The following is a 20487-nucleotide window of genomic DNA, read 5'->3' on the forward strand; positions in this document are numbered from 1 at the left end:
CTATGCTGTTATCAGACTTATCGGTGAAGCGCCCGGTCTTTGCTACCGTCGTCAACTTGCTACTCCTTACCTTTGGCATCGTCTGCTTTACCATGTTGCCGCTGCGTGAGTATCCGAGTATCGACCGGCCTGTGGTTAGTATTAGTACCGTCTACCCTGGCGCCTCGGCAGAAATTGTCGAGTCACGCATTACTCAATTACTGGAAGATCGAATCAGTGGCGTGGAAGGCATCAAAAGCATCAACTCTACCAGCCGCAATGGTCGGTCGAATATTACCATTGAGTTCAACATCAGCCGGGACATTGATGCCGCTTCCAATGATGTGCGCGAGCGGGTATCCAGAGCGCTGAACAATCTGCCGGATCAAGCCTTTCCACCTGAGGTATTCAAAGCAAGCGACGATGATGATGTCGTAGTCTGGTTTGTGCTGAACAGCACCAACATGACTTCACTTGAACTGACCGACTATGCCGATCGCCACATTGTGGAGCGATTCTCGGTGGTGGACGGTGTGGCTAATTTACGCCTTGGAGGCTCCAGACGCTATGCCATGCGTATTTGGCTGGATCAGGAGGCCATGGCATCGCGCCAGGTTACCATTCAGGATATCGAGAATGTCCTGCGCAGTGAGAACGTAGAATTGCCGGCTGGTAACATCAAATCCATTGACCGCGACTTTACTGTGCGGGTGGCCCGGACTTTTTTAACTCAACAGGATTTTAGAAATCTGGTGATCAAACGCGGTGCCAACAACTATCTGGTTCGACTTGGCGAAGTAGCTCATGTGGTGCTGTCTTCTGAAGATGAAGAGAGTGAGTTCCGTAGTGATGGCCGCAATGTGCTTGGTATAGGTATTGTAAAACAATCCACCGCCAACACCCTGGAAGTGGTGCGCAATGCCCGCGCCGAGATGGAACGGATCAAACAAAACCTGCCACCTGGCACCACCATAGAGCCAGGTTATGATTCCTCGTTGTTTATTTCCGAGTCAATCAAAGAAGTGTACCGCACCCTGGCCATCGCCATGAGCATGGTGGTGCTGGTGATTTACCTCTTCCTTGGTAATGTTCGCGCAACCTTTATTCCTGCCATTACGGTGCCGGTGGCATTGATTTCTGCAGTGACGGTACTTTATGCGCTGGGCTTTTCCATCAACCTGTTGACCTTACTGGCGATGGTGCTGGCCATCGGCTTGGTGGTGGATGACTCCATCGTGGTGCTGGAAAATATTTACCGCCGGATTGAGCAAGGTGAGCCCCCCTTATTAGCCGCCTACCGCGGTGCCCGTGAGGTTGGCTTTGCTGTTATTGCTACGACCCTGGTGCTGATTTCAGTCTTTGTACCTCTGGTCTTTATGGAAGGACAAATTGGCCGCTTATTTACCGAGTTTGCACTGGCGGTCGCGGCTGCAGTGGCATTTTCGAGCATTGTGGCTCTGACGTTGTCTCCGATGTTATGCAGTAAAATCCTGAGTCACCGCAAGCGTGAAAGCAAGCTCGGCAACTGGCTGCATATCGGCTTTCAGAAGCTGGAGTCCGGTTATACCAATCAGCTCAAGGTGGTTACCCAAAGTCGTTGGCCGGTAATCGCCCTGGTGGTAATTTGCATGATCTCCAGTTTAATGCTGTTGCGTTTACTGCCATCCGAGTTGGCTCCTTCTGAAGACAGAGGTACCTTTTTTGTCAGCATGAATGGTGCCGAAGGTGCCAGTTACAGCAGCAACAGTCGCAACATGAGCCTGGTTGAAGATGTGCTGCTGCCTTACTACGAAAGGGGTGAATTCAACCGTTTGCTGATCCGTGTGCCTGGCTGGGGCAATAACGGTGGTATCGCCATTGTTGGTTCTGAGAACTGGCACAATGACCATCGCCGTACCGAGGAGTTAATGAATGAAGTGCGGATGAAGCTCAATGAGTTGCCGGATATCCGTGCCTTTACCTTTATGCGCAGTGGTCTTGGTGGCGGCGGCGGTGGCGGCCGGCCCATTCAGTTTGTGTTGCAAGGCAATACCTACGAGGATCTGGCGCGCTGGCGCGACATTGTGCTGGAAAAAGCAGCCGAAAACCCGAACCTATTGATGCTGGATCACGATTACCGTGAAACCGTGCCGCAGGTGCTGGTAGATATCGATGTAGAGCGGGCGGCAGATCTAGGTGTCTCCATTGGGGCTATCGGTCGCTCACTGGAAGCCATGCTGGGCGGACGCCGGGTGACCACCTTCCTGGATCGGGGCCGTGAATACGATGTGCTGCTGGAAGGTTGGGACGATGACTTCCGCTCGCCATCGACTATCAGCAATGTGTACATTCGATCCAGTACATCCAATCAGTTGATCCCTCTGGATAACCTGGTGACCTTGCGCGAAGAGGCAACGGCATCCAGTTTAAATCGCTACAACCGGATGCGCGCTATTACCATTAGTGGCAACATGGCGCCTGGTTACAGCTTGGGTGAAGCACTCGCCTACCTGGAAAACATTGTGCGCACCGAGATTGACGACTATGTCAGCATCGATTACAAAGGGGAGTCTCAGCTGTACCAGGAAAGTGGTGATGCCACCTTACTGGTCTTCTTACTGGCTTTGCTTATCACCTATCTGGTGCTGGCGGCGCAGTTTGAAAGCTTTATTCACCCGCTGGTGATCATGATCACGGTGCCTCTCGGTTTGGTAGGTGCTTTAGCTGGCCTCTACTTCTCTGGCATGACGCTGAACATCTACAGCCAAATAGGCCTGGTCATGTTGATTGGCCTGGTGGCGAAAAACGGCATTTTAATTGTCGAGTTCGCCAACCAGTTGCGGGATGCGGGTGTGGCGTTTGAAGAGTCGGTGCGGCGGGCTGCTGTGCAGCGTCTGCGCCCCATCACCATGACCGCCTTTACTACCGCCATGAGCAGCCTGCCACTGATTCTGGCTTCAGGGCCAGGCTCTGAAAGCCGGATGGTGATTGGTACCGTCATCTTCTCTGGGGTGGCGCTGGCGACACTACTGACGCTCTATGTGGTCCCTGTGATGTACATTGCGCTGGCTCGCAATACCGGCTCGCCAAAACGACTGGCCAGAGAACTGGCTGCACTGGAAGCCGAAGCCGGGCCAGAAAAACGCTAAACGAAAAAACCAACAACGGGCCGGTAATGCGGCCCGTTTTCGCGTATGATAGCTGCATTCATTGAATTCACCCGAGCTATCCCTATCACAGCCTCAAGCATCCCTATCACCAACCTCGCCACATCATCAGAGATTTCATGCCAACAGTGTCAGGCCTGTTGCTGCCGGCTGGAAGTACTGCTTATCACCGATACTGGGGTACCTAAACAGTACATAGCGGTGGATCAGTGGGGAGGAGAGACCATGGCTCGCCTTGACGATGGCTGGTGTGCAGCACTGGACAGGGCCAGCATGCGCTGCACCATTTACGAGCAGCGCCCATGGATTTGCCGTGAGTTTGAAATGGGCTCCTATGAGTGTAAGGAAGAGCGGGCCGCCTGAGTTCGAAAAAACAGGTTAGCCAAACATTATCAAAGCCATCACCCAATCAAAAAGGTAGTGGCTGGCCATCCCAGTTCAGCAGCAAACCCGTCTGCTCAGGCTGCAAACGTGCAGCAACCTGAGCAAGACGACTGGCCGTACTATCCGGGCTTTGCAATTGAGCCGCCGGCACTCTGGCCTGAAAGGGCGCCGATAACTCCGATGCGGTGGTGCCCGGGTGTACTGTGACCAAGGTAGCCGTTTTATTGCGCCGCTTCAACTCAATACTGGCCGTTTTTACCAGCATATTCACCGCCGCTTTACTGGCCCGGTAACTGTACCAACCGCCAAGCTGATTGTCCGTGATACTGCCCACTTTGGCGCTAAGCACCAGCACTTTGACCCCGGGCTGGCGAAACATATAGGGCATCAGCGCTTGCAGATACCTGGCAGGTGACAGCAAGTTGACAGCAAGCGACTGCAGCAAGTGCTCGTCAGATAACTGGCTGATGGCTTTTTCCGGTAAGGTCTTTTCATCATGCAACCAGCCCTGACACAGGTAAATTATGCCAGGAGCTCTGCTAAGGCTATGCTCCAGTGCAGTATTCAGACTAGCGCTATCCTGCTCATCCACCGACTGCCAGTGCAGCCAGCCCCGCCCTTGCACCCAGGGTGGCGCTGCCTTGCGGCTAAGCGCCGTCACCCTATCCCCTAAAGCGCCATAGTGCTGTATAAGCGCCGAGCCAATAGCGCCGCTGCCACCGACAATCAACACATCAGACATGAAACACCGCCTTAGCCGCCTGTTGCCCAGCCAGCCAGGCATTTTCAACCCGGCCACCAAGGCACCAGTCCCCAGTGACTACGCAAGGAAAGCGACGGCTTATCAGCACGCCCGGAGCGGCCTGCTCTGCATCGACAATGGCATAGAGCCAACGCTGATGCACGCTTTGCTCGACCTGAACGTCTTGCTGAAACAGCAAGGATAACTCGGCCTGTGCCAGCAAGCTCAGCTCATCGGCTGTTGCTGTCAACTGCTGCTGACTAAACTCAGGGGTAAAATGCAGCACCCAGTGCTGGCTATCGGACTGTCGCCCGGGTTTATCGCTGTTGCAGGCCACCCAACTGACTGGCCGGTCTTTGACAAAAACAGCCGTTGCCGGATGAGCAATTGGCTCTGCCAACCGAAGAGCAATAGCCTGACAAGGCTGCAGCATGCTAACGGGCACTTGCTGACGCAAGTCCTCATCTTGGTCCAATAATTCGCTGACCTGCGCAGGGGGCAGTGCTAATACCAGAACATCAAAACCCGTGAAGCTACGACCATCCTCAGCCTGCAACTGCCAGCCTTGCTGGTACGATATAGCCTGGATGCGGCAATTAAGTGTGATCGCCTGCTCCGGGAGCCCAGATCGCCAGGGACTGTGCATGGCCGGCAAGCCAACATAGCGTTTGATATCATCAGCGGATTGCTGCAAGTGCCCTTCGGCAAAACGATAGAGCTTGGCTGGCCAGGGAGCGACCAGTTGCTGTTGTTGCCAACGCTCAACCTGCTCTTGAAACGCTAGGTGACGTGCCGTAAAGTACTGAGCGCCTAAATCGACATGGTCACCAAAAGCTCGCTTGGCCGAGGCACGACCAGCAGTGGCCCTGCTTTTATCAAACCAGTGCACCTCGGCACCTGCTGACAGCAGAGCCTGGCCACAGCTCAAGCCGGCAACGCCGGCACCTACAATTGCAACACGCATAGACATTTCCATTCATCCAATTGAGCTGGTGTACGTATACTAGAAGCGCTACGATCAGCGTAGCATTGCAAAAGGAATGAGTATGACTACCCAAACTGCTACATTTGGCGCCGGCTGTTTTTGGTGTCTGGAAGCCGCCATGAATCAGCTGCAAGGGGTTGAAACCGCGATCAGTGGCTATATGGGCGGCCATACGCAAAATCCCAGCTACCAGCACATTTGTACCGGCCAGACCGGCCATGCCGAAGTTGTACAGGTCCGCTTTGATGCCGATGTCATTAGTTTTCAACAGCTGTGCCAGATTTTTTTCTGCCTGCACGATCCAACGCAGCTCAATCGTCAGGGCAACGATGTTGGCACCCAGTACCGTTCGGTGATTTTTTTTCATAACGAGCAACAGCAGCAAGAAGCCAGCCAACTGATGGCAGAGCTTAGCCAGCAACAGCTGTTTGCCGCACCTATCGTGACCGAACTAAGCCCGGCCAGTACCTTTTATCCGGCCGAAAGCTACCATCAGGGCTACTTCTTGCAAAACCCGAATCAAGGCTACTGTCAGTTTATGGTGGCACCGAAGATGGCCAAGTTCCGCGCACAATTTACCGCTTTACTGAAAAAGCACTGACCGCACATGCGATCAGTGCTATGGCTATCAGAGCCCCTGATAACTCAGACGCAAGCCAATACTGCGGCCTGCGGTGGCGTAACCAATGCTGGTCTGGTAGGTTTTATCGGTCAGGTTATCCAGTTTAGCCCGAAGCTGCCACTTTGGGCTTAGCTGGTAACGGGCAGCCAGACCCAGCACGGTGAACCCACCGAGATCCGGGTAATTGGCCATGCTGTTCCAGTCAAAGCCCTGAAAGGTTGCGCTTTGGTAATCGAGTGTTGCATAGGCCTGCCACTGCTCGCCCTGCCAGCCGCTGCGCAGATTGACGCTGTGCTTCGGCCGTCGCTGCAAAGGCTCGCCCGTCTGTTCATTGCGAGCATCAAGCCAGGTATAGGCCACCTGATGCTGCCAGTGTGTCAGGTTGAGGCCTAGGCTGTACTCCACCCCACGCACTTTGGCCAGCAGTACATTTTCAGCCATCTCGCTGCCCTGGATCAGATTGGCTACTTCGCGGTCAAACAGCACCAGCTCGGATTGCAAGCCTGTGCCACTAAAGCGCAGCGCCACCTCATCCGAGACCGATTCTTCAGGCTTTAAATCCGGATTGCCAAAACCAGGCCAGTACAGTTGATTAAAAGACGGTACCTTAAAGGCCGTGCCGCGACTTAGTCGGAGCAACCACTGCTCGGTTACATAATAGCCAGCAGCCAGTTGCCAGGTGTGCTCCTTGCCATACTGACTAAAACGATCCTGCCTGGCCGCCGCCTCAAACAACCAGTCGGCAGGCTGATAGTTGATACCGGCAAAGAGCGCTCTGTTGTTGCGTTTACTTTCCTCGTAAGCAGGCGCTGCTTTAGCCACTTCTTCCTGGTACCAGTTAGCGCCAACCAGCAGATCCAGCTCCGTCCGCAGACTGTGGTTCAACTGGTAGTTCACTTCATCACGAGCAGTACTAAAGGGGCTGCGTGAGTCCGGGCCAAAGGTGGTATCGCTATCGAGATTACGGCTTAATTGCAACTGATGGCCAGTCTCAGCCAGTTGATGTTGCCAGCCCACTACATGGCTGCGCTGCAAGACCGCCGAGCGATCTTCACTGCCCCAGGCGGTATCAAAATCGTATCGCCCCGTATTGATATGGCTGTGCCAGTGAAACTGCCCCAGCTCGGATTGATAGGCCGCACCTAAACGGGCAAAACGCTGCCAGAAACCATCTTTATCCGGATCCAGCGCTGGCTGCACATCGAAGCCATCCGCCCGGCTGTAGCCGAGATTGGCGTGCAGCTGCCAGTCGCCCTGCTGATGCTGTAACCCCAAATCCGTTTCCAGCAGACCATAGCTGCCGACACCGGCATTGAACTCAGTATGCTGCTGGCGACGGGTAGTTATGGCAATAACCCCAGCCAGTGCATCCGAGCCATACCAGGCGGCGCGCGGGCCACGGATCACTTCAATTCGCTCAATCAGATCCAGCGGGATCATCGACAAGGAGCTTTGTCCCAAGGTGGCCGAGCCGGTACGGACACCATCCACCAACACCAGGGTATGGCCAGTATTGCCGCCACGAATAAAAACCCCGGTGTTTTGACCTCGGCCACCATCGCGGGAAATGGTGACACCAGGCAGCTGGTTTAACAACGCCGGTAAATCCTGCGCCTGACGAGCGACGATATCTGCGCGTTCCAGCACAGTGACGCTAGCCAGGCTTTGTTCTACCGCAAGCGGCTGACGGCTGCTGTAAATGGTAATGGTTTCAATCGAATCGGCAAAAGCTGCAGGCAGCAGCGAGGTGACAGCCAATGCTGCCAACGAATACTTAAACATAGACACTCCTGCAATGTGCCCACCGCACATTGGTTGGTTGATGGACTTTTCAGGCCGGTCTCCGGGCTTACAAGCAGATTCTGTCCTCACCTTCCCATCTTGCGACAGTGGTTTTGGACCAGGCTTGTTACCGTTGCGGGGGCAGCTCTGGTTTTTCACCAGATTCCCGTTTCACTGCGTGTTTACGCAGCACCTGAAAAAAGCGGGCTCAGTGTAGCCTGCACACAAGAAATGTCAATAGAAATCCAGATGGCTAAATTGGGCTAGCAAAGACAGAACTGAGCAGGCTGTCTGTCTTTGCATAGAGAGCGGGAGTTAATCGCGGAAGTTGGTAAACTGGAATGGCTGCTCCAGCTCACTTTGTTTCACAAAAGCGATGGCTTCTTGCAAGTCATCCCGCTTCTTGCCGGTCACCCGCACCTGATCGCCCTGAATGGAAGCCTGTACTTTCAGTTTGCTGTCTTTGAGCAGCTTCACCAGTTTTTTAGCCGTTGGTGTATCAATGCCCTGCAGCAGGCTTAAACTCTGGCTGTAGGTTTTACCCGAGTGCACCACCTCGTTTTCTGTAAAAGAGCGTGCATCCAGACCGCGCTTGATGACTTTGGCCCGAAATATTTCCAGCATCTGCTGCAACTGAAACTCGGCTTCCGCTTTCATGGTCACCACCTGATCACTCAGGGTAAAGGTGGCTTCCACGCCACGAAAATCGTAGCGGGTGTCCAGTTCCCGGTTGGCATTTTCCACCGCATTCAGCACTTCCTGCTGTTCCACTTCCGACACAATATCAAATGAAGGCATACAAATTCCCTGGCTGATTTAATCTGCTGACTATACCCCGGTGATTATACGCAAGTAGGCTCAAAATGCGAAGCTCTGCGCTGTGAGAACACTTGGGTAGAACACGGAACAACTGCTACAATCCGGTCATTATTGGCAGCTGGCCCAAGCATGATAGATTCATATACAAGCACTCCCCAGGATTGGCTGGTGGTCGGCCAGGGCGCTATTGGTCTGCTCACCGCCTGCCAGTTGCAACAGCAAGGGGCTAAGGTCCGGCTCTGGCTACGCCAGCCAGTCTCTCTGGCTGTCCACTTCAGGACGCTTGATGGCAACAGCCGCCATCACCGGTTCGAGCCATGGCCAACCGACCAGCCAATTCACACCGCCTTAATTGCGGTAAAAGCCTACGATGCGCTCAGTTGCATACAGCAATTGCAGCCTTTACTGGCAGAAGATGCGTGTCTGATTTTAAGTCATAATGGCCTGGGGACTCTGGAAACTATTCAGCCACTGCTAAAGCCCAAACAGCAACTGTGGTTTCTGACCACCACCCACGGCGCTTACATCGAGCCAGGCAATCAGGCTGGCCGCCAACTGGTGCATAGTGGTGCTGGCAGCAGTGTTCTAGGCGCGATTCAAGCCGAAAGCCATCCGATTCCCACCTTTGCAAACGCACTGAACACAGCACTTGGGCCCTTGCAGTCGGTTACAGATATCCTGCCCTATTTGTGGAGAAAACTGCTGATCAATTGCCTGATCAACCCTTTGACCGCATTGCATCAAGTACAAAATGGCGAACTGGCCAGGCCTTGCTTTGCCGCTGAGTTAACGCAGTTACTGAATGAATTCTGTCTGCTGGCGGAGCTGGCAGGCTATCCGCAAGATAAAGCAGCGGCCTGGCAGCAGTTGCAACAAGTGATTACAAGCACTGCTCGCAACCGCTCCTCCATGCTGCAGGATCGGCTGGCAGGACGCCGAACCGAGCTTGAGTATATAACTGGCTTTGTGCTGCGCGAAGCCAAGCGATTTGAACTGCGGTTACCAGGACACGAGCAGCTTTATCAGCTTTGTCAGGACGCAGGCTTTTGATACACTCCTACATTCTGATAGCCTTCATCTTTTAACAACAAAGCCTGCATCCGGCTCATCACTCCCTGATCGCAATACAGGAAATAATGTTTGTCCTGAGCCAGGCTACTAAACTGGCTGCTCAGCTTGTAAAATGGCATTTCCAGCACCTGATGCCCAGCTACCTCAAGCGGCACCTGATCGCAGTCATCCGGACGGCGAATATCCAGTACGATGGCATCAGCGGGCATCGCCTGCACAGCTTCTACCGTATTTACTTGCTGACTGGACTGGTAATCGATGGTGCGTATATCCAGGATCTTGGCGGCAGCCACCACGTTGGCCAGCACCTCAGGATCGAACCGCTGCTCGTTGGCCTCAACATCCGCCAGTCTAGCCTTAACGGTGGGTTTATTGGAAATCACCCCACAGTACTCAGGCATACTGGCAGCCATATCCTCTACCCCGATTTTACGGGCAATATCAATGATATCCTGCTTATCCTGGGCGATTAAAGGCCGCAGAATCAGCATCGGCGTCACGCGGTCTATTACATTCAGATTGTCCAGCGTTTGACTGGAGACCTGGCCAGCACTTTCCCCAGTGACAATAGCCGGGATGCCTAACTGCTCAGCGATTTCAGCAGCAGCGCGCATCATCATCCGTTTCAAAATCACGCCCATCAGGCCTGGTTCGGATTTTTCCAGAATTTCAGCCACCACAGGCGCAAAGTCAACGCTGATGAATTTGACCTTGTGCGACAAGCTGTACTTCTGCCACAAAAAGTAGGCAATCTCACGAACCCCGGTCTCATGCGCTTTACCACCCAGGTTAAAAAACAGGTAGTGATTGCGCATGCCCTTTTTGATCATCAAATAACTGCTTACAGCAGAATCAAAGCCACCTGAAATCAATGACAAGGCATCTGATTGGGATGGTAAAGGAAAGCCGCCCATACCAGCATACTGAGCGCGCACCATGATCAGCGTCTCTTTACGAATTTCCAACTGCACCGTCAAATCCGGGTTCTTCAGTTGCACCCGGGCTGAAGGCACCTGTTGATTCAGACCACCACCGATATAGCGCTCAGCTTCGGTTGAACTAAACTCATGCGTACCAGCACGACGCACCCGCACGCAAAAGCTTTTGCCGGCCAGCTTATCTGCAAAAACTGGCAAAACCTGCTGATAAATATCATCCAGGCTGCTAAAGCTGCTCGATTGCATCTCGGCAAACTGGGCAATGCCTGGAATGCAGGCTAACCGCTCAATCAACTTCATCCGCAGCTCTTGACTGGCTGCTGGTACCAGCACCATCAGATGATCCCAATTACTTTCTATCCGAATATCCGGATCAAGTTGCAGCAGAATGGTTTTTAGGTTTTGTTGCAGCAGTTTGGTCTGGCGCTTACGCACCGATTTGCTTTTGATGGTGATTTCAGAGTGCAGTTTAATAATAAATTCGAGCATTGCCGGGCTAATCTAGCGAATAAAGCCCGGCATTATACCTGATCGCTCAGGTCGTGACTAACGCTAGTACTAATTTTCCAGACTGATTGGATCCGACTCTTTAGCTTGCCCTTGCATAATGGAAATTTCGACCCGACGGTTACGCCGTCGGTTTAGCTCGCTGGTATTTGGCACCAGAGGCCTGGTATCGGCATAACCCACTACCGCAAGCCGATTCTTATCAAAACCAGGTGCTTTGAGCATTTCGGTCGCCACAGCAACCGCCCGCTTGGCCGACAAGTCCCAATTATTATCATGCAGCTCATCTCTTATCACAGCATCATCGGTATGTCCCGTCACCGTGATTTCGCCTGGGATCTCGGCTAACAACCCACCAATCTCCTGAATGATCGGCTTAAAGCGAGGCTGTAAAAAGGAAGAACCTGAAGGGAAGGAGCCGTTCTCCCGAATGCGAATGATGATTTGCTGCCCCAAGGATTCAAGCTCGATGGCACCATCTAAAATTTGTTGCTCCATCTGCTCAGCAATCCGCTTGACCAGCTCATTAACTTCCTGCTGAGCTGCTGCAGCAGCGGCATCACTTTCAGAGATTTCGTCGTCCATGCTGGTCGACATGCCACCGGTTTGATCCTGTTGCTGCTCCTGACGACCACCGGCCGAGTCCTCTTCACCGGCCTGAAACTCGATCATCTGTTGAGTAATTTCGATGGTTTGCTGCTGCAGTGTTTCAATCGGCGTAGGATCGGGCCGGCCAGGGCGAAACTCCAGCGCTATGACACTGGTGCCTTTTGGAATATCTTCCACTTCAATTTTGTTTTGCACCCCAAAAGCAAATTTCATCGAGCCGGCAATTTGCTTAAACTTCAGCACATCCATTTCAGAGAATGCCAACAGCAGCACGAAGAAGCACATCAATAGTGCCATCAAATCCGCAAAAGTACCCATGTAAGCCGGCAAGCCTGGAGGGGGGCATTTGCACTCTTCTTCAGCATCGTCTTTCATTACTGCTAGCCTTCTTCTACAGCAACATCACGTTTTCCCTGAGCGATGTAGTTTCGTAAAATCCCTTCTATAACTTTGGGGTTTTGTCCATCCTGAATTCCAAGAATAGCATCTAAAATCAACTGGTTGTTTAACTTTTCCTGAGCATTACGTAAGGCTAGCTTATCGGCAATGGGTATCGCAATCACGTTGGCAATAAAAGCACCATACAAAGTGGTGAGAAGTGCAACCGCCATCGCCGGGCCTATGGCTTTGGGATCGTCCATATTCGACAACATAGCAACCAAACCAATCAGGGTACCTATCATGCCCATTGCCGGTGCCACATCGCCCAAACTTCTGAAAATGCTTATGCCCTGCTCATGGCGCTTTTCCGTTAGACTAATGTCTTTCATCAAGGTTGCGCGAACCACATCACCATCGTGGCCATCGACCAACATATTGATGCCTTTTTGCAAAAAGGGATTGGAGATTTCAGCTTCTTCGAGCGCCAGAAACCCGCCTTTCCGGGCTGAGTCAGCCAGTTGGACCGCTTGCTCAATCAGCTCTTCAGCTTCTTCGATTTTGAACATAAAAGCTTTGACGACCACTTTTCCGGCACCAAAAAACTGCCCCAGAGGAAACTTGGTAATGACAACAAATATAGAGCCACCCACCACAATCAATATGGAGACTACATCGGCAAACATGGCTGGATCGCCAGAGCTAGCCAAGATCATCGCCATTATTACGAAACCAATGGCGCCAACCAGACCTATGAGTGTTGCTAAATCCACATCTGACTCCCCACGCTGGACAAATGATTGAGCTTTATTGCTTTTATCTTAGCCGATAGCTGTTTATCGACAAAGCAAAACAAAGCTTAAATTCACTTTTACAGCAAAACCAGTTCAAAAGCAGTGGTTGATTCGCCATAATAGCGGGTTAAGGCACTTCGGCCGCGGCTTTGCCACCAGGCAATAATGAAGTCAACGAGGAACGCATGGCAAAAAAGAAAACCGATCTGAGTCAGTTCGAGCAACAACTGGCAGAACTGGAGCAGATTGTCAGTCAACTGGAGCAAGGCGATCTGTCACTGGATGAGTCACTACGCCAATTTGAGCGAGGCATTCAGTTATCACGGCAAAGCCAACAGCAACTGCAACAGGCGGAGCAGCAAGTGCAGCAATTATTGCAAAAAGATGGCCAAGAAGAGCTTGTTCCCTTTCTCAACCCGGATGATGACCCAGCGTGAAACCAGTATTTTTAGCACTTGACCAGGCACGTGTTGAGCAAGTATTGCAGCAGGTATTGCAGCAACAAAGTGGCGCAGCAACGTCATTGCATCAGGCCATGCACTACAGCATTTTACTGGGTGGCAAGCGTATACGCCCCTCTTTGGTATATCGTTGCGGCCTGATGTTAGGAGCCCGGATTGAAGACTTAGATGCCCCTGCTGCTGCTTTAGAAGCCATTCATTGCTATTCTTTGATCCACGATGATTTACCGGCCATGGATAATGATGCCCTTCGTCGTGGCAAGCCAACTTGCCATATTGCCTTTGATGAGGCGACTGCTATTTTAGCGGGCGATGCGATTCAGAGCCTTGCTTTTGATATTCTGAGCAGCCATCACTTCCATCAGGTTCCCGCTGAGCGGGTACTTGCCATGGTAAAGCAACTGGCCAATGCAAGTGGTGTCCTTGGTATGTGTGCAGGTCAGGCGATTGATCTGGCGCATACTGACCAGGATTTTACCCTGGACACACTGGAGCAAATGCATCGTCTGAAAACTGGTGCTTTGATCCAATGCGCGGTGGAACTGGCTTGGTTGGCCAGTCCGGCATCAAAGCCGGAAGATTTGGAACTGCTGCGCCGCTTTGCCGCTTCATTGGGACTGGCGTTCCAGGTACAAGACGACATTCTGGATATTGAAAGCGATACCGAAACCCTGGGTAAACCTCAGGGGTCGGATCATCAGGCCAACAAAGCAACTTACCCTGCCTTGCTGGGCCTGCCTGAAGCAAAACGAAAAGCAGAACAATTGTATCAGGATGCAATTGCAGCCTTGGTGCAACTGCCCTACCCGGGCGATGAATTACAAGCCTTGGCGCAATTTCTAATTGCCCGTAAAAATTAAAATAAAGGCCCATGCATGACAGTTGATATAGACGACTACCCATTGCTGGCGCAGGCTGACCTGCCCCAGCAGCTGCGACAGATCCCACAAGATAGGCTTCCTAAGCTGTGTCATGAGTTACGCGATTTCTTACTGAACAGTGTCAGTCAAAGTAGCGGCCATTTCGCGTCCGGGCTTGGTACAGTTGAGCTAACGGTTGCTTTGCATTATGTCTACAACACCCCTTTCGATAGGCTCATTTGGGATGTAGGTCATCAGGCCTATCCACACAAAATCCTGACCGGTCGTCGGCACCGTATGAATACCATCCGGCAAAAGGACGGTCTACACCCCTTCCCTTACCGTGAAGAAAGTGAATACGATACCCTCAGTGTAGGCCACTCCAGTACCTCCATCAGTGCCGCTTTAGGCATGGCGTTAGCAGCACAGGCAGAACAAAGTGGCCGCAGGGTTGTTGCCGTGATTGGCGATGGCGCCATTACGGCTGGTATGGCGTTTGAAGCTTTAAATCATGCAGGGGAAACCAAGCCTGATATGCTGGTGATCCTGAACGACAACGACATGTCGATTTCTGAGAATGTAGGTGCTTTGAACAAATACTTTGCCCGCATCTTATCCGGTAACTTTTACACCAACCTGCGTGAAGGTGGTAAAAAAATTCTTAGTGGTGTGCCCCCTCTGCATGAGCTGGCCAGCAAGGCAGAAGAGCACTTCAAGGGCATGGTCACTCCTGGTACTTTTTTTGAAGAGCTGGGCTTTAACTATATCGGGCCCATAGATGGGCATGATGTGCTCAGTCTTACCGATACCATTCGCAATATGCGTGGCATGAAAGGACCACAGCTGCTGCATGTCGTCACGAAAAAAGGCAAGGGCTACCACCCCGCCGAGCAGGACCCCATCGGCTATCATGCGGTTTCGAAATTCGACCCCAGCAGCAGCAGTCTGCCAGCTAAAGTCGCTGGTCGTCCTAGTTTTTCCAATGTATTCGGCCGCTGGATCTGCGATATGGCAGAGCAGGATGAACGCTTGCACGCCATCACACCAGCTATGCGTGAGGGCTCTGATCTGGTCGAGTTTTCCAGGCGCTTTCCTCATCGATATTACGATGTGGCCATTGCTGAGCAACATGCAGTTACCCTGGCAGCCGGGCTTGCCATCGAAGGTTTGAAGCCAGTGGTAGCGATTTATTCAACCTTTTTACAGCGGGCCTACGATCAACTAATCCACGATGTAGCGTTGCAAAATCTGGATGTGTTATTCGCCATTGATCGTGCTGGTGTCGTTGGCCAGGATGGTCCAACCCACCAAGGAGCTTTTGATATCAGTTTCATGCGCTGCATTCCTAACCTGGTGCTTATGGCACCGGCTGATGAAGATGAATGCCGGCAAATGCTCTACACTGGTTACCAGCATCCAGGACCAGCAGCAGTTCGTTACCCGCGGGGCAGCGGCAGTGGTGTGGTACCGAGCGATACGATGCAAGCCCTGACTATTGGTAAAGGCTGCAAGCTACGCCAGGGCAGCAAAGTGGCCATACTGGCTTTTGGCCCATTGCTGCATGAGTGCAAGGCTGTGGCAGAGACTCTGAATGCAACGTTGGTCAACATGCGCTTCATCAAGCCACTGGATCAGGCGTTGATCGCTGAGCTTGCCGCTGAGCACGAACTGCTGGTTACCCTTGAAGATGGTGCTGTGCAAGGAGGTGCTGGCTCTGCAGTGGCTGAAGTCTTATTGCAGCTACCACAGCGTTGCAGGTTGTTGACGTTAGGCTTACCTGATCAATTTATCAAACATGGTAGCCAACAGGAAATTTATGCTGAGCTAGGCCTTGATCAGGCAGGCATTTTACAGAAAGTCCGTCAACACCTCGGCTGATTACTGATTGATTCAGGGCACATCAGTCTCACTGATGGGGCCCTGATGATTGGCAGCCTGTATTTTGAACTGAGCTAATCCTTCCGACAGGAGTTGCTCAATCTGAGCTTCAATATGCATTGACTCCTCAAATTCGAAAGCATCGACCCGGCCATCAAACACCAGCGTAGCCACGCCATCTTTGCCTTCATGTTTTACCCGATAGAGTGCCATCTCTGCCAGTTGCAGCGACAACTCCCAATTCATCAACTGCCCCCCAATCAGTTGCAACGGATAAACTGAGTAACCAACGGAGCAGGTTAGCTGAATGCGCTGACCATCGGGTAATGGGTAACGGGTGGAGCCCACCAACGCATGCAGTTTATTGGCAAAGTCCCACAGCAAGCTGATATCGATATCACGAAGTACCAATAGAAACTCTTCACCGGCATAACGTACCACATAATCTGAGCCCCGGGTTTCCCGCAGTAGCAAGGCACTGATTTGTTGCAATAAACTGTCGCCAGCACTTTGGCCATATTGATCGTTAATGGATTTAAATCCATCCAAATCCAGGTGGATCAAGGCAACGCATTTTCCTTGTTGTTGCAGGCTCTGACGGTTGCGTTGGTAATGCTCAATATCCTTCGGTAATTGCTCGAACAAAAACCGCCGGTTGCGTAAACCTGTCAGCGTATCTTTATGCACCAACTGCCCCAACTGGGCATTCAGCTCGTTTAAGCGGTTGTTGCTATTTTCCAGCTCCTGAGTACGTTGCCGCACCAAACGTGACAAAGCCAGTTGCTGTTGCTGATTATTTCTACGTACCAGCCAGAACACACCGGATAGTATCAAGCCTAACAGGGCAAACCACAGTACTTGGTACATCCAGGTTTCATCAAAACGACGCGGCACCACCAGTTCGATCTGGCTACTCTGAGCTTCAGCCCAGGATTGATTTTGTTGTCGTACCTGCACCTCAAAATAATAATGGCCAGGTGGTAAATTGGTATAAATCGCTTCGCGCCGACTGGCGGCCTGTTGCCAACTCTGATCAAAACCTCGTAAGCGATAACGAAACTGCAGCGATGTTGCATTAAAGAAATCCAGAGCCGTATAGTGAATCGTAAAGCTGCGTTCATTCACTGGCAGCACCTGTCGCGGCTGTTGTGCCTGCAGTAAATAAGATCGTTGGCCCACTATCTGCTGCAGCAGAGGCCGGAAATCAGGATCATTGCTTCGTTGAAAAAATCGGTCTATCGCTACCACCCCCTGCAGAGTAGGAAACCAGAGCTGATCCTGCCAAAGCACCAGCTTAGAGTGACCAGCCCCATTGCAGCAACGACCAGGCGTGTTACCAAGTTGACGTTGGTAGGGCGTCAGGATTTGCTCAGCCTGCAAGGGATCTTGTTTTAACAGTGATAGCGACGATAAAGGCAGACGAAATACACCTTTCAGGGTACTGAACCACAATTGCTCTTGCTGTTCATCAAGCAACATAGCAACCACAGGACCATAGGGTAAGCCATTACTATTATCAAACTGTCGCCACTCGCCATTTGGGAATCGGACAAAGAGACCATCATCAAAAGTTCCTATCAGCAAGGTCTCATCCGGCAGCACCAACAGCGAAATAATGTAGCTGTTGTATAAAGGGCTACCAATACCTAACCGCTGCAAGCGCTGCTGTTGCAGCTGGTACAAGCCGCGAGTCGTCCCGATCACTTGGTACCAATTTTGATCCTGGATGGTGGTGACGTGTCTGGATTCCAGCTCACGGTTAAAAGCAAATGGCCGCAGCTGCTGATCTTGCCAAAAAAACAAACCCGCTGCACCACCTACCCACAAGCCACCAGCATGTCTTGGCTGCACAAGTCGCACGGTGCTGCCATCCAGCTCACTTGCCAGGCTAGAAATGTACTCAGTGCCAGGTTCATAGCGAAACAGGCCACTATCCATCGCCAGCCACCAGCTATCGTCTGCAAAATGAATGTCATGGATGCTTTGAGAACCGAGCACCGGCTGGTCAAGCAATGGTTGAAAATGCCCTTGATGGCTTAAGTACCCTAAGCTCGATTGGGTCGCAATGAGTAAACGCTGTTCAGGCGTCACCGCTAGCGAGCGAACCACAGGATCGGTTTGTCCCTCACCAACAACCCGACGCACGTGGCCAGGGGAAGCACGAAAAATTCCGTCACTGAAGCTTGCCAGCCAGATGTTGTTATCTTTATCTTCAAAAATATCATAAAACCAGGGACTGCTACCCAACTCAGTGGCGCTGATTTGTTGCCACGTCTGTCCCTGGTGTCGCTGATGTAAACGGCTGTAGCTGGAAATCCAGTCAGAACCACGACTGTCCCTGAAAATCCGGTAAGTAGCCATGTGTTCCTGCAGCAACTGATCGCAACGGACCACCTCTCCATCGCTATTCAGATGGTAAAAACCAACCTCAGTCGCCAGGTGAACCTGGCTATCCGTTAAAGCAATGTCATAAATAGGGTTTTGCTGCAATTCTCTGGGTAACAGATAACGCTGCATCTGACCGCTTTCCAATTCATAGCGAATTAAATGCTCAGTGGTCGTTAACCAAACATAATCACCACTGCTACGCAATTGACGCACGGGTTGGCGCACTGGGCTGATTCGGCTAACCTGACCTGCCTGGACCCGAAATAGCTGCTCAGCTGCGACCCATACTTCACCCGGACGTACCTCAGCTATGGCAGTCACTTCACTTAGAATATTAAAACGCTCAAAACTTAGCGTGTTCGGGTCCAACCGGCTTAAGCCTGATTTGGTGCCAATCCAGACCAATCCCTGACTATCAGTCATCAGTTGGTTGATAGCATTACTGGCAAGTTGACGGTATTGTTGACTGGTGAAGGTATCAAAGCGATAGCCATCAAACCGGCTTAGACCATAAAGAGTGCCTGCCCAGATGTAACCCTGCTGGTCTTGGGTCAAAGCACGAACCGAGTTGGATGCCAGGCCGTCGGCACTGTCCCAGTGTTTGATGTCGTAATCATGCAAGGAACGTTCAATCGCCTGAAGCGAACAGCTGAACAACAAACAGATCCAGCACCACCTCAGCATCATCCCTGAACTCCCGTTAGCCAAAACACCAAAGCGTAGCATGCAATACCAAACAGGCCATCAATCCAGCAACGATATCATCCAGCATAATACCATGCCCGCCTGCTACTTTTTTATCCAGCCAACGAATGGGCCAGGGTTTCACAATATCAAAGAAGCGGAATAATACAAAACCCAGCAGCAAATTCCATGCGCTAAGTGGTACCAGTAGCATAGTGACTGCTAAGCCGACAATTTCATCCCAGACAATGGCACCGTGATCGTGCACGCCAACATCGCGGGCTGCAACCTCACAGACATAAATGCCTAAAATCCAGGCTAGCATAACGATCAACAGATACAACCAAAGCGGACTTAGCATCAAAGCTGCCACCAAGGGCACAGCCGCCAGGGTACCAAAAGTCCCCGGCGCTTTCGGTGCCAGACCAGAGCCAAAACCAAGTGCCAGCAAATGCTGCCATTTTTTCAGGTTAAACTTTGCTGTCATTTTTCAAAATGCTCGAAGCCACGATGCTCATAGGCAAAAGGTTCATTACCAGCACGTAGCTCCAGTTTTCCAGCAGCGCCAGTGATTCGCCCGATGCAAGTCACAGGCACACCATAGGGTGATAGCAAAACATCCAGCATGCTCTTTTTGCTTTCTGGTACCGTAAACAACAACTCGTAATCTTCACCACCTGATAATGCGAGCGCCAAAGCAGTACTTCTATCACAGCTGTCTTTCAGTGCCTGGGACAACGGCAAGCGTTCGATATCCAGGCTGGCACCAACTGCTGAGCGATGCATCAGGTGTTGAATATCGGAATAAAGGCCGTCGGATAAATCCATGGCGCTGCTGGCTACGGTGCGAAGTGCCTGACCAATGGCAAGGCGCGCGGTTGGGTAATGAAAGCGCTGTAAAATGTGGGCGCTGTGTTTTTTACTGACTTCGACCTGCCCCTGACAGAGCCGCAGACCCAAGCCTGCGTCGCCTAAGGTTCCAGTCACATAAATAAAGTCACCGACTTTAGCACCTCGGCGCGTGAGCATTTTGCCATGCGGTACCTGGCCTTTCGCCACCACGGTAAAGGTCATAGGACCGCGGGTAGTATCGCCACCAACCAGCTGACAATCGTAGTAATCTGCCGTTTCACTGAAAGCATCTGCAAAAGCAGCCAGCCATGGATCCTCGACTTTAGGTAGAGTCATTGCCAGTGATAGCCAGGCAGGCTCTGCCCCCATTGCCGCCAAATCACTGATATTGACTGCCACTAACTTGTGCCCCAATGCACGTGGGTCGACATCAGGAAAAAAGTGGGTGCCTGCCACCATGGTATCGGTGGTAACAACCAGATCATAGCCTTCACGCAGCTGCAGCACAGCCCCGTCATCCCCAACACCAATTAAAGTGTCTTTGCGGGCACGGCCAGAATTGGCAAAGTAGCGTTGAATAACTTCGAATTCACCCATAACAGAAAAAG

17 protein-coding genes and 1 riboswitch are annotated in these 20487 nt (G+C 51.9%); of the genes, 7 read left to right on the forward strand and 10 right to left on the reverse strand.

Annotation, left to right across the window (positions count from 1 at the left end):
• The first annotated feature begins 2 nt into the window (after positions 1-2).
• Both JJU14_RS06355 and JJU14_RS06360 read left to right on the forward strand, forming a co-directional pair.
• A complete protein-coding gene (locus tag JJU14_RS06355) occupies positions 3-3107 on the forward strand; it encodes an efflux RND transporter permease subunit (RefSeq protein ID WP_228611753.1) in 3105 nt (1034 codons plus the stop codon).
• Between the two features lie 45 nt (positions 3108-3152).
• On the forward strand, positions 3153-3488 hold the full coding sequence (locus tag JJU14_RS06360) for a YkgJ family cysteine cluster protein (RefSeq protein WP_228611754.1): 336 nt from the start codon (positions 3153-3155) through the stop codon (positions 3486-3488).
• 46 nt (positions 3489-3534) lie between these two features.
• Here JJU14_RS06360 and JJU14_RS06365 read toward each other — a convergent pair whose 3' ends face one another.
• The gene (locus JJU14_RS06365; protein ID WP_228611755.1) at positions 3535-4251 is read right to left on the reverse strand and encodes an SDR family NAD(P)-dependent oxidoreductase; all 717 of its coding nucleotides are present in this window, start codon (positions 4249-4251) and stop codon (positions 3535-3537) included.
• On the reverse strand, positions 4244-5215 hold the full coding sequence (locus JJU14_RS06370; RefSeq protein WP_228611756.1) for an FAD-dependent oxidoreductase: 972 nt from the start codon (positions 5213-5215) through the stop codon (positions 4244-4246). Before JJU14_RS06370 ends, JJU14_RS06365 begins: the two co-directional genes overlap by 8 nt.
• A gap of 82 nt (positions 5216-5297) precedes the next feature.
• On the opposite strand from JJU14_RS06370, the gene msrA reads away from it, so the two are divergent.
• Positions 5298-5837: a peptide-methionine (S)-S-oxide reductase MsrA gene (gene msrA / locus JJU14_RS06375; protein ID WP_228611757.1), complete on the forward strand. Its 540-nt coding sequence runs from the start codon at positions 5298-5300 to the stop codon at positions 5835-5837.
• Between the two features lie 27 nt (positions 5838-5864).
• Here msrA and JJU14_RS06380 read toward each other — a convergent pair whose 3' ends face one another.
• Positions 5865-7640 carry a TonB-dependent receptor gene (locus tag JJU14_RS06380; RefSeq protein WP_228611758.1) on the reverse strand — a complete coding sequence of 592 codons (1776 nt, stop codon included), beginning with the start codon at positions 7638-7640 and terminating at the stop codon, positions 5865-5867.
• 34 nt (positions 7641-7674) lie between these two features.
• Positions 7675-7852: riboswitch (cobalamin riboswitch) on the reverse strand.
• A gap of 103 nt (positions 7853-7955) precedes the next feature.
• Positions 7956-8438, reverse strand: a complete 483-nt coding sequence (locus JJU14_RS06385) for a YajQ family cyclic di-GMP-binding protein (protein ID WP_228611759.1) — start codon at positions 8436-8438, stop codon at positions 7956-7958.
• 150 nt (positions 8439-8588) lie between these two features.
• Between JJU14_RS06385 and JJU14_RS06390 the strand changes: the two genes are divergently transcribed.
• Positions 8589-9509 carry a 2-dehydropantoate 2-reductase gene (locus JJU14_RS06390; RefSeq protein WP_228611760.1) on the forward strand — a complete coding sequence of 307 codons (921 nt, stop codon included), beginning with the start codon at positions 8589-8591 and terminating at the stop codon, positions 9507-9509.
• Here the strand turns inward: JJU14_RS06390 and thiI are convergent.
• From thiI to pomA, 3 genes are all read right to left on the reverse strand, one after another.
• Positions 9491-10957, reverse strand: coding sequence for a tRNA uracil 4-sulfurtransferase ThiI (gene thiI / locus JJU14_RS06395; protein WP_228611761.1), 1467 nt, complete (start codon positions 10955-10957; stop codon positions 9491-9493). The two genes, JJU14_RS06390 and thiI, sit on opposite strands and share 19 nt — an antisense overlap.
• Before the next feature lie 69 nt (positions 10958-11026).
• Entirely contained in the window at positions 11027-11959 is a 933-nt protein-coding gene (locus JJU14_RS06400) for a flagellar motor protein MotB (protein WP_228611762.1), read from the reverse strand.
• A gap of 5 nt (positions 11960-11964) precedes the next feature.
• A complete protein-coding gene (gene pomA, locus JJU14_RS06405) occupies positions 11965-12735 on the reverse strand; it encodes a flagellar motor protein PomA (protein ID WP_228611763.1) in 771 nt (256 codons plus the stop codon).
• A gap of 206 nt (positions 12736-12941) precedes the next feature.
• On the opposite strand from pomA, the gene xseB reads away from it, so the two are divergent.
• The 3 genes from xseB to dxs are packed head-to-tail and all read left to right on the forward strand — an operon-like array spanning position 12942 to position 15955.
• On the forward strand, positions 12942-13193 hold the full coding sequence (gene xseB / locus JJU14_RS06410) for an exodeoxyribonuclease VII small subunit (protein WP_228611764.1): 252 nt from the start codon (positions 12942-12944) through the stop codon (positions 13191-13193).
• Positions 13190-14077, forward strand: coding sequence for a (2E,6E)-farnesyl diphosphate synthase (gene ispA / locus JJU14_RS06415; RefSeq protein ID WP_228611765.1), 888 nt, complete (start codon positions 13190-13192; stop codon positions 14075-14077). Before xseB ends, ispA begins: the two co-directional genes overlap by 4 nt.
• Before the next feature lie 15 nt (positions 14078-14092).
• On the forward strand, positions 14093-15955 hold the full coding sequence (gene dxs, locus JJU14_RS06420; protein ID WP_228611766.1) for a 1-deoxy-D-xylulose-5-phosphate synthase: 1863 nt from the start codon (positions 14093-14095) through the stop codon (positions 15953-15955).
• A gap of 12 nt (positions 15956-15967) precedes the next feature.
• On the opposite strand, the gene JJU14_RS06425 is transcribed toward dxs, so the two are convergent.
• From JJU14_RS06425 to thiL, 3 genes are read right to left on the reverse strand one after another with little or no spacing between them, the layout of a single operon-like run.
• Positions 15968-19030 (reverse strand): ligand-binding sensor domain-containing diguanylate cyclase, encoded by a 3063-nt coding sequence (locus JJU14_RS06425; RefSeq protein WP_228611767.1) that lies wholly within the window; start codon positions 19028-19030, stop codon positions 15968-15970.
• Positions 19031-19043: 13 nt separating this feature from the next.
• The gene (locus tag JJU14_RS06430) at positions 19044-19514 is read right to left on the reverse strand and encodes a phosphatidylglycerophosphatase A (protein ID WP_228611768.1); all 471 of its coding nucleotides are present in this window, start codon (positions 19512-19514) and stop codon (positions 19044-19046) included.
• Complete coding sequence (gene thiL / locus JJU14_RS06435) at positions 19511-20476, reverse strand: thiamine-phosphate kinase (protein WP_091344401.1); 966 nt, start codon at positions 20474-20476, stop codon at positions 19511-19513. The genes JJU14_RS06430 and thiL overlap by 4 nt, the downstream gene beginning before the upstream one ends.
• Between the last annotated feature and the right edge of the window lie 11 nt (positions 20477-20487).

The sequence above is a fragment of the Alkalimonas sp. genome (assembly GCF_020831925.1).
GTDB lineage: Bacteria > Pseudomonadota > Gammaproteobacteria > Enterobacterales > Alteromonadaceae > Alkalimonas.

Coding starts and splice junctions, on each gene's coding strand:
- JJU14_RS06355 (WP_228611753.1), top strand. CDS start 3: ATGCTGTTATCAGACTTATCGGTGAAGCGCCCGGTCTTTGCTACCGTC.
- JJU14_RS06360 (WP_228611754.1), top strand. CDS start 3,153: ATGATAGCTGCATTCATTGAATTCACCCGAGCTATCCCTATCACAGCC.
- JJU14_RS06365 (WP_228611755.1), bottom strand. CDS start 4,251: ATGTCTGATGTGTTGATTGTCGGTGGCAGCGGCGCTATTGGCTCGGCG.
- JJU14_RS06370 (WP_228611756.1), bottom strand. CDS start 5,215: ATGCGTGTTGCAATTGTAGGTGCCGGCGTTGCCGGCTTGAGCTGTGGC.
- msrA (WP_228611757.1), top strand. CDS start 5,298: ATGACTACCCAAACTGCTACATTTGGCGCCGGCTGTTTTTGGTGTCTG.
- JJU14_RS06380 (WP_228611758.1), bottom strand. CDS start 7,640: ATGTTTAAGTATTCGTTGGCAGCATTGGCTGTCACCTCGCTGCTGCCT.
- JJU14_RS06385 (WP_228611759.1), bottom strand. CDS start 8,438: ATGCCTTCATTTGATATTGTGTCGGAAGTGGAACAGCAGGAAGTGCTG.
- JJU14_RS06390 (WP_228611760.1), top strand. CDS start 8,589: ATGATAGATTCATATACAAGCACTCCCCAGGATTGGCTGGTGGTCGGC.
- thiI (WP_228611761.1), bottom strand. CDS start 10,957: ATGCTCGAATTTATTATTAAACTGCACTCTGAAATCACCATCAAAAGC.
- JJU14_RS06400 (WP_228611762.1), bottom strand. CDS start 11,959: ATGAAAGACGATGCTGAAGAAGAGTGCAAATGCCCCCCTCCAGGCTTG.
- xseB (WP_228611764.1), top strand. CDS start 12,942: ATGGCAAAAAAGAAAACCGATCTGAGTCAGTTCGAGCAACAACTGGCA.
- dxs (WP_228611766.1), top strand. CDS start 14,093: ATGACAGTTGATATAGACGACTACCCATTGCTGGCGCAGGCTGACCTG.
- JJU14_RS06425 (WP_228611767.1), bottom strand. CDS start 19,030: ATGATGCTGAGGTGGTGCTGGATCTGTTTGTTGTTCAGCTGTTCGCTT.
- JJU14_RS06430 (WP_228611768.1), bottom strand. CDS start 19,514: ATGACAGCAAAGTTTAACCTGAAAAAATGGCAGCATTTGCTGGCACTT.
- thiL (WP_091344401.1), bottom strand. CDS start 20,476: ATGGGTGAATTCGAAGTTATTCAACGCTACTTTGCCAATTCTGGCCGT.